This window comes from Actinoplanes auranticolor (assembly GCF_018332655.1).
GTDB classification, from domain to species: Bacteria; Actinomycetota; Actinomycetes; order Mycobacteriales; family Micromonosporaceae; genus Actinoplanes; species Actinoplanes auranticolor.
This window is the reverse complement of the sequence record NZ_BOQL01000042.1, coordinates 17,220-31,748: the sequence shown is the minus strand read 5'-3', so window position 1 is coordinate 31,748 and position 14,529 is coordinate 17,220. Positions and strand designations below refer to the sequence as shown.

Below are 14,529 nucleotides of genomic sequence, written 5' to 3'. Positions count from 1 at the left end.
TAGCTTCGCGGACATGGCTGAACTCATGCGCGCGGTGGGCTACCGCAGGAATCTTCCGATCTCCGACCCGGCGAGCCTGCTGGATCTCGAGCTGCCGGTGCCGTCCCCCGGCGAGCACGATCTGCTGGTCCGGGTCGAGGCCGTCTCGGTGAATCCGGTCGACGTCAAGGTCCGGGCGGGCAGCGACCCGGGCGGCGATCCCAAGATCCTGGGGTACGACGCGGCCGGCGTCGTGGTCGCGGTGGGCAGTGCGGTCACGCTCTTCCAGCCAGGCGACGAGGTCTGGTACGCCGGTTCCATCGCCCGCTCCGGCACCGACGCGCAGTTCCACCTGGTCGACGAGCGGATCACCGGCCCCAAGCCGGCGTCGCTGGACTTCGCCGAGGCCGCCGCCCTGCCGCTGACCACGCTGACCGCCTGGGAGGCCCTCTTCGACCGGCTTCGGCTCACCGCCGCCAGCACCGGCACCCTGCTCGTTCTCGGCGCGGCCGGCGGCGTCGGCTCGATCCTGGTCCAGCTCGCCCGTCGCCTGACCGGCCTGGAGGTCGTCGGCACGGCGTCGCGCCCGGAGTCGCAGCAGTACGTGCTGGACCGCGGCGCGCACCGCGTGGTCAACCACCACGACGACCTGGCGGCGGCCCTGCCCGGTGGCGTCGACTACGTCTTCTCCCCGCACTCCGATGGCATGGTCGACACGTTCGCGCAGATCCTGCGGCCGTACGGGGCGGTGGTGGCGATCGACGAGCCGGCCGGGCTGGACCTGCGGCCGCTGAAGTCGAAGAGCATCGCCTGGCACTGGGAGCTGATGTTCACCCGCGCGCTGTACGACCCGGCGAGTACCGCTCAGCACGACATCCTGCGGCAGGCCGCCGAGCTCGTCGACCAGGGTGTGCTGCACACCACGCTGACCGAGCGGATCGACGGCATCACCGCCGAGCACCTGCGCCGGGCCCACGGCATCGTGGAACGCGGCTCCGCGATCGGCAAGACGGTCCTCGCCGGGTTCTGATTTTTGTCGGTGCCGGATGGCAGGGTGGTCGACATGCAGACCTCCAAGTTGCGGCAGGCGATGGCGGCACGCGTCGAGCGCGGCGAGTTCCCCGGGATCGTCACGCTCGTCGCGCGCGGCGACGACGTCCGGGTCGAGACGATCGGCTCGACGGCGTTCGACGGTGGCGTGCCGATGCGCCGCGACACCGTCTTCCGGATCGCCTCGATGACCAAGCCGGTGCTCGCCGCCGCCACGATGATCCTGGTCGAGGACGACGTCATCGACCTCGAGGAGCCGATCCACAAGCTGCTGCCCGAGCTGGCCGGCCAGCGGGTGCTGGCCCGGATCGACGGCCCGCTGGAGGAGACCGTCCCGGCGCGCCGCCCGGTGACGGTGGAGGACCTGCTGTCCTTCCGCAACGGCTTCGGCACCATCATCGAGCCCACCTTCGACCCGCCGTTCCCGATCGTGCGGGCCGCGGCCGAGCTGGAGCTGGTGCTCGGCCCGCCGGATCCGCGGACGCCGCACGACCCGGACGAGTGGATCCGCCGCTTCGCCACCCTCCCGCTGATGTATCAGCCCGGCGAACGCTGGCAGTACAACGCCGGCACCCTGATCCTCGGGGTGCTGCTGGCCCGGGCGGCCCGGCAGCCGCTCGGCGACCTGCTGCGCGAGCGGTTGTTCGAGCCGCTGGGCATGGCCGAGAGCGGCTTCTGGTTGCCGGCCGGGCGGGCTGCCGAGCTGCCGCCGCACTACATGACCGATCCCGCGACCGGGACGATCACCGAGCAGCTGGCCACACCACCAGAGGTCTGGAGCAGCCCGCCGGTCTTCCCGTCCGGCTCGGGTGGCCTGGTGTCCACCGTGGACGAGTTCCTCGCGTTCGCCCGCATGCTGCTGCGCCGCGGTGTCCACGGCGGCACCCGGCTGCTGTCCGAGCAGTCCGTCCACCTGATGACGACCAACCGGTTGACGCCGGAGCAGATCGCCAGCGGCGGCATGCTCTTGTCCGGCAGCGGCTGGGGTCTCGGCATGGGCGTGACCGTGACACCGAAGGAGCCGGCCACCAGCCCGGGTCAGTACGGCTGGTCCGGCGGTTACGGCACGGCGTGGTTCAACGACCCGCACGAGGACCTGACCGCCATCGCGATGACCCAGGTCAGCGACTTCCTGTGGAGCGGCGCCCTCGACGAGTTCCGGCAGGTGGCGTATTCATGAGCGCCATCCGCCGGCCGGCTCGGTAGGCTGGCGGGCGGCGTTCCCGCGGAAGGGGAGACGATGACCAGCCTCGACGCTGTCACTGCCTGGGTGGGTAACTACCGGCGGGCCTGGGAGTCCAACGATCCCCGGGACATCGGCGGGCTGTTCACCGACGACGCGGCGTACTTCACGGAGCCGTACGCGAAGCCCTGGCTCGGCCGCGACGAGATCGTGGCGCAGTGGCTGCGGGCGCGCGACGAGCCGGGCACCACGACCTTCGAGTGGCACCCGCTCATCGTCACCGACGAGCTGGCGATCATCGAGGCCACCACGGTCTACCGGGAGCCGGCCCGGACGTACAGCAACATGTGGGTGCTGCGGCTGGACAATCAGGGCCAGGCCCGGCAGTTCACCGAGTGGTGGATGAAGCACCCGCAGGCGGAGTGACGCTCACCCGTCGTCGGGTTTTCTCCCCATGTGCAAGATCTCCCTGTGATGGGCCGCTCACTTTCCGATTTGGGTGCTCTGGTCGCCGGTGCGGGTGACGGCACGCCGCGTCCGGCCGCGGCGCGCGGTGCGGATCCGCGTCATTGCAGGCAGACTGCCTCGGGTGGAGGTGCAGCAGCAGATGCTCGGCGGCCGTTACACGCTGCTGGGCGAGCTCGGCCGGGGCGGCATGGCGGTCGTCTGGCGCGGCCGTGACGAGGTGCTCGGCCGCTCGGTCGCGGTCAAGGTGCTCGCCGGCCGGTACGCCGCGGACCCGCAGTCCCGCGCGCGCATCCGTGACGAGGCCCGCGCCGCCGCGACGCTGTCGCACCCCAACATCGCCCAGGTGTACGACTTCGGCGAGTCCGACGAGCACGGCGTACGCGTCCCGTACGTGGTCATGGAGCTGATCCACGGCGGCACCCTGCAGCAGCGGATGAAGGCCGGGCCGATCCAGCCCGGGCAGATCTTCCGGATCTGCGGCCAGGTGGCGGCGGCGCTGGCCGCGGCCCACGCCGACGGTCTGGTGCACCGCGACATCAAGCCGGGCAACGTGATGGTGACCGGGGAGGGCGCCAAGGTCGTCGACTTCGGCCTGGCCGCGGCGGCCGGGCCGGCCGATCCCGACGACGAGGTGTTCGGCACGCCCGCCTACCTCGCGCCCGAGCGGCTGACCGGCGGCCCGGTGGAGCCGGCCTCCGACGTGTACGCGCTGGGCGTGCTGATGTACCGGCTGCTGACCGGCGAATCCCCGTGGACGGTCGACAGCACGACGCAGATGCTGACCGCGCACGTCTACGTCGAGCCCATCCCGCTGCCGCCCCTGGAAGGCGTTCCGCCGCAGGTCACCGAGCTCGTCAACCGGTGCCTGCGCAAGGAGCCGGCGGACCGGCCGAGCGCGGCGGAGGTGTCCACGGTCCTCGCCCGGGCCGCTCTCCTGGCTCCTCTGCCGCCGTCGTCCCCGCCACCCGCGCCCGTGGCGCCCGTCGTCGGGCGGCCGGGCAAGCGGCTGATCCTCGGCGTGGTCGCCGCGGCGGTGGCGTCGGCCGTCCTGCTGTGGCTGATCCTGCCCGGCGACGATGCCGAGGGAGAGGTCGAGGCCGTGGCGTCCGCGCAGCCGTCGGTCTCCGGGCGGTTCGGCACCGGCGCCGCTCCCGTGGCCCCGGCCGAACCGGCGGTGACCGCGACCCGCCCGGGGACGGTGGTCGCCCCGGGACAGCCCGGTCCCAGCCCGTCCGCGAGATCTTCGGCTGCTGTTCTCCCGCCGCCGGCCGGCACCGGTGAGCCGACCGCGACGCGATCGAGCCCGGCGCCCGGGCCGACCACGGCCCAGCCGATCGCGGACGTCCGGACGTTCACTTCGCGCGGCGGTACGGTCGAGGCACGCTGCAATGCCGCCGGGCGGGCCGAACTGGTGTCGTGGACGCCGACGGATCCGTACGAGGTGCAGCGGGTCAACGAGGGGCCCGCGCTCACGGCGGTGATCGTCTTCCGGGACGGCAAGAGCCGCGTCCGGATGACGGCGACCTGCGTCGCGGGCACGCCCACCGTCGTCAGCCTGCCGCTGTGAGCGCCGCCGGCTACGCCAGCCGGGCCAGGGCCGCCGCCGACGGACTGCCCGGTTCGGCCTGGTAGGCGATGATCACCTGGTCCTCGGCGCCGGCGACGACCAGGGCCTGCCGGCGCAGGGTGAGCGGTCCGGCCACCGGATGGTGGAAGTGCTTGATCTCGTCCCGCGGCGGTCGCACGTCGTGCCGCGCCCACCAGCGCCGGAAGTCGGGGTCCTCCTCCAGCTCGGCGACCAGCGCGGCCAGCCGCGGGTCGCCCGGCTCCGCCCCGGCGCGCAGGGCCGCGACGGTCTGTTCGGCGATCACCTCCCACTCCGGCAACAGCTTGCGCACGCTCGGCTCCAGGAACATGTCCCGCGCGAGGTTGCGCCCGGCCGTGTAGATCGGGGACAGCGCCGCGGCCAGCCGGTTGCCGGCCAGCACGTCGAGGCGGGGACCGCGGACGTAGGCCGGGATACCGGCCCAGTCGTCGAGCAGCCGCTGCACCGCGGGGTCGAGCGGGTGCTGGGGTGCGGGCACCGGCGGCTGGGCCAGGGCGTGCAGGTGGGCGGTGGTGTCCGGGTCCAGCCGCAGGGCGCGGGCCAGCGCGTCCAGCACCTGCGGTGACGGGTGCCGGGCGCGGCCCTGTTCGAGGCGCATCAGGTAGGGGGCGCTCACTCCGGCGAGCCGCGCGAGCTCGTCGCGCCGCAGCCCGGCGACGCGCCTGCGGCCGTACGGGATGAGCCCGACGTCTCGCGGCAGCAGCAGCGCCCGGCGCGCTTTCAGGAACTCCCCGAGCGGGTTGCCGTCCACCATCGCTGCAGGGTAGCCCTGTCGCGGTACTGGCTACCGCCGTCCGCCGCGGCCAGCGTGGAAGTCATGAAGACATGGTTCATCACCGGTGCGGCCCGCGGCCTGGGCAACGTCTGGGCGGCCGCGGCGCTGGGCCGCGGCGACCGCGTCGCCGCGACGGCCCGGCACCCCGAAGACCTCAAACCCCTGATCGACGCGTACGGCGACAGCCTCCTCCCGCTCGCCCTCGACGTCACCGACCGCGCCGCGGCGTTCGCGACGGTCGAGCAGGCGGCCCGGCACTTCGGCCGCCTCGACATCGCGGTCAACAACGCCGGTTACGGACTGTTCGGCATGGTGGAGGAGACCACCGAGGAGCAGGCCCGCGCGCAGCTGGAGACCAACCTGTTCGGGGCGTTGTGGGTGACCCAGGCGGTGCTGCCGATCATGCGCGCTCAAAGGGCCGGCCACATCCTGCAGGTGTCCAGCATCGGCGGCATCGCGGCGTTCCCGACGCTCGGGCTCTACCACGCGTCGAAGTGGGCGCTGGAGGGACTGAGTGAGTCGCTGGCCCAGGAGGTCGCGCCGCTGGGCGTCAAGGTCACGATCGTGGAGCCGGGTCCGTACGGCACCGACTGGTCCGGGGCGTCTGCCGTGCACACCGTGCCGATCGCCGCGTACGAGCCCGTCCGGGAGGCCCGCCGGGCCGGGGCGGCGAACCGGGCGCCGAACGACCCCGCCTCGACGGCCGGGGCCATCCTGACCCTGGTCGACGCGCCGGAGCCGCCGTTGCGCCTGTTCCTGGGCGCGTTCCCGTACGCGGTGGCCGAGCGCGCGTACCGCGACCGGCTCGCCACCTGGGAGGCCTGGCGGGCCGTGGCGGAGACCGCTTGACCTCTGCTCCGTCCTGATCGGCCCGTCCGGCTCTGCCGGGCGGGCCGATGTCGTATGTGTTTCCGGGCGTTGACGAACCAGTGACGCATCTGCAACATTGAATGCCCCGCCCCGCAAGAACTCAACAGTAGCCGCGTAATTTACGTGGCGAGTGTCGAAAGATTCGCGTCACTGGTTCGCGGGTTCATCCCCCTGCCGTTCTCACAGAACAAGGACGCCATGACCCCCATGCAGCTCAGGAGGCGGCTGGTCAGCAGCCTCTTCGCGGCCGGTCTGGTCGCCGCCGCCGCGCTCGTCCCCACTCCCGCCCTCGCCGCCGGCGGCCCCAACCTCGCTGCCGGCAAGCCGGCCTCGGCCAGCAGCGCCAACGGCCCGTACGGCGCGGCCAACGTCAACGACGGCAACGCGCAGACCTACTGGGAGAGCCCGTCCAACGCGTTCCCGCAGTGGGTGCAGATCGACCTCGGCAGCGCCGTCGCCGTCGACCAGGCGGTCCTCAAACTGCCGCCCGCGACGGCGTGGAGTGCCCGTACCCAGACGCTCAGCCTGCAGGGCAGTACCACCGGCAGCAGCTTCAGCGTGCTGTCCGGCTCCGCCGGCCGGGTCTTCGACCCGGCCTCGGCCAACACCGCGACGATCACCTTCGCCGCGGCGACCGTCCGGTACGTGCGGGTGGTCATCACCGGCAACACCGGCTGGCCGGCCGCGCAACTGTCCGAACTGGAGGTCTACGGCGTCGCCGGCCCCGACCCGGATCCCGATCCCGACCCGCCGGCCGGGACGAACCTGGCGAGCGGCAAGCCGATCGAGGCGTCGTCGTCGGTCTTCGGCTTCGTCGCCGGTAACGCCAACGACAGCAGCCCGGCCAGTTACTGGGAGTCCAACGGCTTCCCGGCCACGCTGACCGTCAAGCTCGGGGCCGACGCCGACGTCACGGGCGTGGTGGTCAAGCTCAACCCCGATCCGGTCTGGGGTACGCGTACCCAGAGCATCCAGGTCCTCGGCCGCGCGCAGACCGCCACCGGGTTCACCTCCCTGAAGGCCCGGGCCGACTACACGTTCAACCCCGCGACCAACCAGAACGCGGTCACCATCCCGGTCACCGGCCGGGTCGCGGACCTGCGGCTGCAGGTCTTCAGCAACACCGGCGCGCCCGGCGGCCAGGTCGCCGACCTGCAGGTGCTCGGCACCGCGGCACCGAACCCGGACCTGGTCGTCACCGCGGCGACCTGGACCCCGGCGTCGCCGAGCGAGGCTGCGCCGATCACTCTTTCCGCCACCGTGAAGAACCAGGGGACCGCGGCTGCCGCGGCGACCAAGGTGGACTTCAAGCTGGGCGGCACGGTCGTGGGTAGTGCGCCGGTCGGCGCGCTGGCGGCCGGCGCCTCGGCCACGGTCTCGGCGAACGTCGGGGCGCAGCCGATGGGCAGCTACAGCGTCGCGGCGGTGGCCGACCCGGCCGACACGGTCGCCGAGCAGAACAACGACAACAACACCTTCACCGCGGCGACGCAGCTGGTGGTGGGCCAGGCTCCCGGCCCGGACCTGCAGGTCACCGGCATCACGTCCAACCCGGCCAGCCCGGCCGCCGGTGCGGCGGTCTCGTTCACCGTCACGGTCAACAACCGCGGCACCTCGGCGGCCGGCGCATCCAGCACCCGCCTGGTCGTCGGCGGCGCCACGCTGACCGGCGCGACCCCGGCGATCGCGGCCGGGGCGACGGCGACCGTGGCGATCGGTGGCACCTGGACCGCCACCAACGGCGGTGCCACTCTGACCGCCACCGCCGACGTGACCAACGCGGTCGCGGAGACCAACGAGAACAACAACACGCTGGCCCGGTCGATCGTCGTCGGGCGCGGCGCCGCGGTGCCGTACACCGAGTACGAGGCGGAGGCGGCCCGCTACCAGGGCACGTTGCTGGAGACGGATCCGCTGCGCACGTTCGGGCACACCAACTTCGCCACCGAGTCCTCGGGCCGCAAGTCGGTGCGGCTGACCGGCACCGGCCAGTTCGTCGAGTTCACGTCGACCAACCAGGCCAACTCCATCGTGGTGCGCAACAGCATCCCGGACGCGCCGGGCGGCGGCGGCCAGACCGCGACCCTCAGCCTGTACGCCAACGACACGTTCGTGCAGAAGCTGACGCTCTCGTCCCGCAACAGCTGGCTCTACGGCACCACCGACGACACCGAGTCGCTGTCGAACTCGCCGTCGGCCGACGCCCGCCGGCTCTTCGACGAGTCGCACGCGCTGCTGGCGCAGTCCTACCCGGCCGGCACCAGGTTCAAGCTGCAGCGGGACGCGGGTGACAACGCCGCCTTCTACGTCGTCGACCTGATCGATCTGGAGCAGGTGGCCCCGGCCGCGGGCAAGCCGGCCGACTGCACCTCGATCACCACCTACGGCGCGGTGCCCAACGACGGGGCCGACGACTCCGCCGCGATCCAGCGGGCCGTGACCGACGACCAGAACGGCGTGATCAGCTGCGTGTGGATCCCGGCCGGGCAGTGGCGGCAGGAGCAGAAGATCCTCTCGCCGGACCCGGCCCGCGGCCAGTACAACCAGCGGGGCATCCGCAACGTCGTGATCCGCGGTGCGGGCATGTGGCACTCGCAGCTCTACACGACCACCGAGCCGCAGAACGTGACCGGCAACATCAACCACCCGCACGAGGGCAACGTCGGCTTCGACATCGACGACAACACCCAGATCTCGGACATCGCGATCTTCGGCATGACGACGAACCGGGCCAACCGCGGCCACGGCCTCAACGGCCGGTTCGGCAAGAACACGAAGATCAGCAACGTCTGGATCGAGCACGTCAACGTCGGCGCCTGGGTCGGCCGCGACTACTCCGACACCCCGGCCTACTGGAACCCGGGCGACGGCCTGGAAGTGGTCGGCATGCGGATCCGCAACACCTTCGCCGACGGGATCAACTTCTCCAACGGTACGCGTAACTCGAAGGTCTTCAACTCCTCGTTCCGTTACACCGGCGACGACTCGCTGGCGGTGTGGGCCAACCCGTACGTCAAGGACCAGACGGTCGACATCGCGTCGAACAACCACTTCCTCAACAACACGGTGCAACTGCCGTGGCGGGCGAACGGCATCGCCATCTACGGCGGCTCGAACAACTCGATCGAGAACAACCTGATCTCCGACACCATGAACTACCCGGGCATCATGCTGGCGACGGACCACAGCCCGCTGCCGTTCGGCGGCACGACCCTGATCGCCAACAACGGCCTGTACCGCACGGGCGGCGCCTTCTGGAACGAGGACCAGGAGTTCGGCGCGATCACCCTGTTCCCGTCCACGAAGGACATCACCGGGGTGACGATCCGCGACACGGACATCATCGACTCGACGTACGACGGCATCCAATTCAAGAACGGCGGCGGCAACATGCCGAACGTCGCCATCACCGACGTCCGCATCGACAAGTCGAACAACGGCGCGGGCATCCTGGCCATGAGCGGCGCCCGCGGCAACGCGACTCTGTCGAACGTGACCATCACGAACTCGGCCGACGGCAACGTCGTGATCCAGCCGGGCTCGCAGTTCACCATCGCCGGCAGCTAGCCGTTTTCCCGAGGCGGGCCCCCGGTCGTTCCGGCCGGGGGCCTGGTCACCAGGTACGTCAGCCGGTCCCGCAGCCGGGGGAGCGCGCCGGTCGCGTCGAGCAGCGTGAGACCACCGACCACCATGGCCATTCCCGAAGTTCCCAGCAGCGGTACGGCGATCAGGTCCCGTCCGTCGCCGGTGAAACCGATCAGGCAACCTACGGCGGTCAGCGAAACGCCGCCGAGGACCAGCAGGACGCCCACGACCGGGCTGTGGCGTTCCGGCAGCCACAGGACGACCTCGACCCCGGCCACGGCCAGCGCGGCGATCAGGACCAGCACGATCGCCGCCACCGCGACCGGCCCGTACTCACCATCCGTCAACGCGATGACGCAGAGCAGCACGATGACGCCGCTGGTGGTGAGGAGCAGGCCGTTCCCCGCGCCGTAGAGGAACTGCCGAAGGCGTCGCAGGCTGGCCACCGTCACGCCGGTCGGGCGGACCACCCGTTCGGGCCGGCTCAGCACGGCGAGCCCGCCCAACGCGATCATGACGCCGAAGTACGTGCAGGCAGCCACGAGCAGAGCCGGTGCGGTCGGCGCCGGGGTGAGGAACACCAGGGTGACGCCGTAGGTGAACAGGCAGATCCCGATCAGGGACGCGAGTACGGTGCCCCGCTGCGGGGTGAGCAGCACGAGAAGAACGATCAGCAGAACGAGTGACCCGATGACCGGCCGAGACCAGGACGCCGGCAGCACCAGGGCCGCCACGAGGCCCGCCGTGATGACCCGCAGCAGCATCCTCGGCAATCCCCGCACCAGCGGCGCCGTGGCATCGAGCCGGCTGAGCCCGTACAGGACGGCGACCAGGAGGAGCGCGCCGCCCACGACGAGATAGGGCACCACGTCGGCGAGCTGGTTGAGCGCCACACCACAGACGGCGGGCCCCAGCCACCGCAGCAGCGTCCGCTGCCACCCCGGCACTGCCGGCGTCAGGGGCGTTTCTTCGGCCATGGGACCAGTCTGTGGCCCGACCGCTACCCATCGCCACAGTGGGCACTCACGTCCCGGCGGGCCGATAAGAATCGGAAATCAGCCGGCTGCCGTCGCCACATTCAGCCCTTCAGCCTCCCCTGACCGCTTTATAGTCAGCCGAAAGGGAAGACCTTTACCCGCACCGCATACTGCACGCTGCATTCGTAGCGCCTTTCCGGTGCTATTCGATGGTGGTATCCGTAGCACCGTTCGTCGCGGCGCGCGGGAAACCCGAAAAAATACCGGCCGAACGTCCGGTATCTGCCTGCCGGGCGCGGTGCCACGTGGTTGAACTGCGGTTCCGGGATCTGATATGTACCGTCGGAATTCGTACCGATTGCCATTCCACCTGTCGTGTCGGTCACCTATTCATCAGGAGTGGTCATGTTGCGCACCTTCACCGCCGGCGCTGCGATGCTGGCGGCCCTCGCCATCCCGGCACCCGCCCTCGCCGCACCGTTGGCACCACCGCCCGGAGCGATGACCGTCAAGGTCGTAGGGGCGAACGGCTCAGGCTGTCCTCCCGGATCCATCGCGATCCTGCCGTCGGAGGACAACACCGCCTTCACCGTCATCTACAGCGAGTACACGGCGCAGGTCGGGCCGGACATCAAGGCGGCCGAAAGGCGCAAGAACTGTCAGATCGCGCTCGACATCAGGGTGCCGGGCGGCTTCACGTACACGATCGCGCAGGTCGACTACCGCGGCTACGCGCAACTCGCGCCCGGGTCCAGCGGCGTCCAGACGGCCGGCTACTACTTCGCGGGCAACTCGCAGACGGCCCGCTCTCAACACAACCTCAAGGGTCCGAAGGACGGCTACTGGCAGAAGAGCGACGAGCTGGGCATCACGTCGCTGAACTACAAGCCGTGCGGTGTAGAGGTGAATTTGAACATCAACACCGAACTGCGCGTCAACGGTGGTTGGTCCGACGTGAAGAAGACCACCAGCATGCTCACCATGGACTCCACGGACTGGAGTACCAAGACCATCTTCCACCTGTCGTGGAAGAAGTGCTGACACCGCATCCGTGACCGCCCGGCTGCCGCGTGAGCGGTGTCGGGCGGTGCGCCCGCCGTCCGGCGGTGCGGTTCCAGACGGACCAAGAGACAAATGAGGCCGCTGGCCGGGTTGCGCCTCGGTCAGCGGCCTGAACGTACTGGCGTCGACCCCGAGGACGTCCCAGCCCTGCTGCGTCAGTTTCAGGGCGACCGCGCTGCCGAAGCGGCCGAGGCCGAGCACGGCGATACGGGCGCCGGCCGGCGGTCTGTCCGGGACCAAGGGTGATCCTTCCATCGTCTGGCGCTGCGGGATCAATGCCACCAGCGGCGGCGGGTTGGGCGGGTGGACAGTCGTTCGACGCCGGCCTCTAGCTCGTCCAAGCGGACTCGTAATGCTTCCCAGGCGACACCGCGTAGGTCCCCGAGCGCGCTGACCAGGTCGTCGTACCAGGGTCCGGAGTACCGGGTGGGGGTTACCTGTTGTGCCGGGTCGAGCCGTTGTCGCAGGTCGCGTATTTTATCGGCGACCGTCATGGCGTGGCCGCGTTGTGGCGTGTCTGCGGCGGCTGTGGCTACGTCGATCAGCCGGACGAGGTCGTCGAGCAGGTGCAGGACCTCGGCGGTCGCCTGGTGGTCGGCCGGGCCGGGGCGTTCGGCTCTCCTGAGGGCCATCAGTGGTTGGCCGGGGTGTCGGGCGCCGTGTTGGTGAGCATGTCGGTCAGCGCGGTGATGCCGTGGTGGTCGCCGATGGCGACGAGGGTGTCGTCGTGGTGCAGGACGAAGTCGGGGTGGGGGGCGGTGATGACCTGCTGGCCGCGGATGACCGCGATGATGGATGCCCCGGTGCCGGGGCTGGTGGCGGCCAGGGATCGGCCGTCGTAGTGCGAGCCGGCGGGCAGGCGGATGCGGGCGGCGGTGATGCCGGTCAGATGCTGTTCGGGGTCGGCGAGGTGGTCGACGGTGACGGTGGTGTTGAGCAGGTCGGCGATCCAGCGGGCTTCGTCGGGTTCCAGCGGCAGGGTGCAGGCGGCGCGGTCGGGGTCGTTGGGGTCGTAGAGGACGATGTCGCGTTGGCCGGTGGTGTGGGCGATGACGCCGAGGCGTTGGTGGGCTCGGGTGGTGATGGCGTGGCAGACGCCGACGCCGGGCAGGGGGATGCGTTCGATGGTCATCGTGGTGTTCCGATCAGGTTGGTCTTCGCTGTCGGATGGTTTTCTGAGCCGCGGTTCGGGTGTGCACGGCCCGGGTGGGTCCTCGGCGGTTGCGTGTCACGGCGGGGGTGCCGGTCGGCGGGGGTAGGGGCGCACCGGGGCGGGCCGGGTCGTGGGGTTTGGTCCGGGTGGCCGGTTTCGCCGTGCCAGGTGGCCAGGCGTCCGGCGCGGCCGATCGCGCGTAGGCGGCGTTCGGCCATGTCACGGGTGTCCGGGGTGGTGATCAGTAGCAGTTCATCGCCTTCGCGCAGCATGGTGTGCCGGTCGGGTACGAGGGTGACGCCGTCGCGGATGATGAGGGTGACCGCGACAGGTGGGGGCAGCCGTAGCTCGAAGATGCTCACCCGGTGCAGCCGTGAGCTCTTGGGGATGGTGACGGTGAGCAGGTCGGCGTCGATGACGTCGAGTGGGGCCGTTTCGACCGCGATGTCCCGCAGGGGGTCTGAGCGGGTGAGGCGCAGCAGCCGCGCGACGGCGGGCAGGCTGGGGCCCTGGACCAGGGTGAAGATCACCACGAGGACGAAGACGATGTTGAGCAGTTCGCGGCTGCCGGTCACACCGGCGACGATGGGGAAGGTGGCCAGCACGATGGGCACCGCCCCCCGCAGCCCCGCCCAGGACAGGAACGCCTGTTCGCGCCAGGAGACGCGGAACGGCATAAGGCAGGCGAGCACGGAAATGGGTCGGGCGAGCAGGAGCAGTACCAGCCCGATGGCGATGGCGGGCAATACGGCGGCGGGTAGTTCGCTGGGCTCGACGAGCAGGCCGAGCATGACGAACAGGCCGATCTGGGCGAGCCAGCCGGCGCCTTCGGCGAAGGACCGGGTCGCGGCGCGGTGTGGCAGCTTCGCGTTGCCGAGCACGAGCGCTGACAGGTAGGCGGCGATGATGCCGCTGGCGTTGAGCGTGCCGGCGGCGGCGAACGCCACGATGCCGAAGCCCACGTTGGCCAGCGGGTACAGGCCGGTGGCGGGCAGGGCGATGTGCCGCAGGGCGACGGCACCGAGCCATCCGACTGCGAGGCCGGTCGCGACGCCCACCGCGAGCTGGTAGGCGAGATTGCCGGCGATGGCGGCAGGGCTGGGCAGGTCGAGCGTGGCGGTGCTGAACACCAGGACCAGGATGATCGTCGGGGCGTCGTTGAAACCGGACTCGGCCTCCAGCAGACCAGTGGCTCTGCGGGGCAGGGGCAGGGCCCGCAGGACGGCGAACACGGCGGCGGCGTCGGTCGACGACACGATCGCCCCGAGCAGCAGCGCCAGGTGCCAGTCCATGCCCAGCAATAGGTGGGCGCCGGTGGCGGTGACCAGCACGGAGATCGCCACACCCGCGGTGGCCAGCACACCGGCCGGCAACAGCAGCCGCCGGATGTCGGCCCACCGCGTGGTCAGGCCCCCGTCTACCAAGATGACGGCCAGCGCCGCGGTGCCGACGGTCTGGGCGAGCTGGGCGTCGTCGAAGGGCAGCCCCAGCACGTCCTCACCAAGGACGACGCCGACGCCGAGGAACAGCAGCAGGCTGGGCAGTCCGAGGCGGCTGGCGAAGCGTGCCCCGGCGATGCTCGCCAGTAGGGCGGTGCCACCGACCAGCAGTACCAGGTACAGCTCCGGCAAGCTCATCAGCGGTCCTCCTTCTGCAGCCGTGACATGGTGTGGCGCCCAGTGCAGCGGCCACCGGCAGGTCCCGAGGACGTCCTCGTACCGGCCGAACATCCGCGCCTGCTCATCGTCAGCCCGCCGCGACGAGCTACGGCGCTCGCCGTCCATCGCGGCGTGGCGACGGATCCTTGACCTGAACGGTTCG

At 70.9% G+C, this 14,529-nt stretch carries 12 protein-coding genes; 7 read left to right on the top strand and 5 right to left on the bottom strand.

Annotated features, from left to right (window positions below; genetic code table 11):
* Positions 1 to 13 precede the first annotated feature (13 nt).
* The 4 genes from Aau02nite_RS25320 (at position 14) to Aau02nite_RS25305 (ending at position 4,247) form a co-directional block, all read left to right on the top strand.
* Positions 14 to 1,009 (top strand): zinc-binding alcohol dehydrogenase family protein, encoded by a 996-nt coding sequence (locus Aau02nite_RS25320; protein WP_246595429.1) that lies wholly within the window; start codon positions 14 to 16, stop codon positions 1,007 to 1,009.
* Positions 1,010 to 1,042: 33 nt separating this feature from the next.
* Positions 1,043 to 2,209: a serine hydrolase domain-containing protein gene (locus Aau02nite_RS25315; protein ID WP_212991062.1), complete on the top strand. Its 1,167-nt coding sequence runs from the start codon at positions 1,043 to 1,045 to the stop codon at positions 2,207 to 2,209.
* A 60-nt stretch (positions 2,210 to 2,269) separates the two neighbouring features.
* Positions 2,270 to 2,638 carry a nuclear transport factor 2 family protein gene (locus tag Aau02nite_RS25310; RefSeq protein WP_212991061.1) on the top strand — a complete coding sequence of 123 codons (369 nt, stop codon included), beginning with the start codon at positions 2,270 to 2,272 and terminating at the stop codon, positions 2,636 to 2,638.
* Positions 2,639 to 2,801: 163 nt separating this feature from the next.
* Positions 2,802 to 4,247 (top strand): serine/threonine-protein kinase, encoded by a 1,446-nt coding sequence (locus tag Aau02nite_RS25305; RefSeq protein ID WP_246595428.1) that lies wholly within the window; start codon positions 2,802 to 2,804, stop codon positions 4,245 to 4,247.
* A gap of 10 nt (positions 4,248 to 4,257) precedes the next feature.
* On the opposite strand, the gene Aau02nite_RS25300 is transcribed toward Aau02nite_RS25305, so the two are convergent.
* A complete protein-coding gene (locus tag Aau02nite_RS25300; protein WP_212991060.1) occupies positions 4,258 to 5,040 on the bottom strand; it encodes a helix-turn-helix domain-containing protein in 783 nt (260 codons plus the stop codon).
* Between the two features lie 63 nt (positions 5,041 to 5,103).
* Here Aau02nite_RS25300 and Aau02nite_RS25295 point away from each other — a divergent pair, with 63 nt between their 5' ends.
* Both Aau02nite_RS25295 and Aau02nite_RS25290 read left to right on the top strand, forming a co-directional pair.
* Entirely contained in the window at positions 5,104 to 5,910 is an 807-nt protein-coding gene (locus tag Aau02nite_RS25295) for an SDR family NAD(P)-dependent oxidoreductase (protein ID WP_212991059.1), read from the top strand.
* 219 nt (positions 5,911 to 6,129) lie between these two features.
* A complete protein-coding gene (locus Aau02nite_RS25290; protein ID WP_246595427.1) occupies positions 6,130 to 9,498 on the top strand; it encodes a CARDB domain-containing protein in 3,369 nt (1,122 codons plus the stop codon).
* On the opposite strand, the gene Aau02nite_RS25285 is transcribed toward Aau02nite_RS25290, so the two are convergent.
* Entirely contained in the window at positions 9,495 to 10,493 is a 999-nt protein-coding gene (locus Aau02nite_RS25285; protein WP_212991058.1) for a hypothetical protein, read from the bottom strand. The genes Aau02nite_RS25290 and Aau02nite_RS25285 overlap by 4 nt on opposite strands.
* 405 nt (positions 10,494 to 10,898) lie before the next feature.
* On the opposite strand from Aau02nite_RS25285, the gene Aau02nite_RS25280 reads away from it, so the two are divergent.
* A complete protein-coding gene (locus tag Aau02nite_RS25280) occupies positions 10,899 to 11,534 on the top strand; it encodes a DUF4360 domain-containing protein (protein ID WP_212991057.1) in 636 nt (211 codons plus the stop codon).
* 293 nt (positions 11,535 to 11,827) lie between these two features.
* On the opposite strand, the gene Aau02nite_RS25275 is transcribed toward Aau02nite_RS25280, so the two are convergent.
* Genes Aau02nite_RS25275 through Aau02nite_RS25265 form a run of 3 tightly spaced genes read right to left on the bottom strand, consistent with a single transcriptional unit; the run spans position 11,828 to position 14,345 of the window.
* The gene (locus Aau02nite_RS25275; protein ID WP_212991056.1) at positions 11,828 to 12,187 is read right to left on the bottom strand and encodes a hypothetical protein; all 360 of its coding nucleotides are present in this window, start codon (positions 12,185 to 12,187) and stop codon (positions 11,828 to 11,830) included.
* On the bottom strand, positions 12,187 to 12,687 hold the full coding sequence (locus Aau02nite_RS25270) for a cation:proton antiporter regulatory subunit (RefSeq protein WP_212991055.1): 501 nt from the start codon (positions 12,685 to 12,687) through the stop codon (positions 12,187 to 12,189). The genes Aau02nite_RS25275 and Aau02nite_RS25270 overlap by 1 nt, the downstream gene beginning before the upstream one ends.
* Positions 12,684 to 14,345 (bottom strand): potassium/proton antiporter, encoded by a 1,662-nt coding sequence (locus Aau02nite_RS25265; protein WP_212991054.1) that lies wholly within the window; start codon positions 14,343 to 14,345, stop codon positions 12,684 to 12,686. Before Aau02nite_RS25265 ends, Aau02nite_RS25270 begins: the two co-directional genes overlap by 4 nt.
* Positions 14,346 to 14,529: the final 184 nt, after the last annotated feature.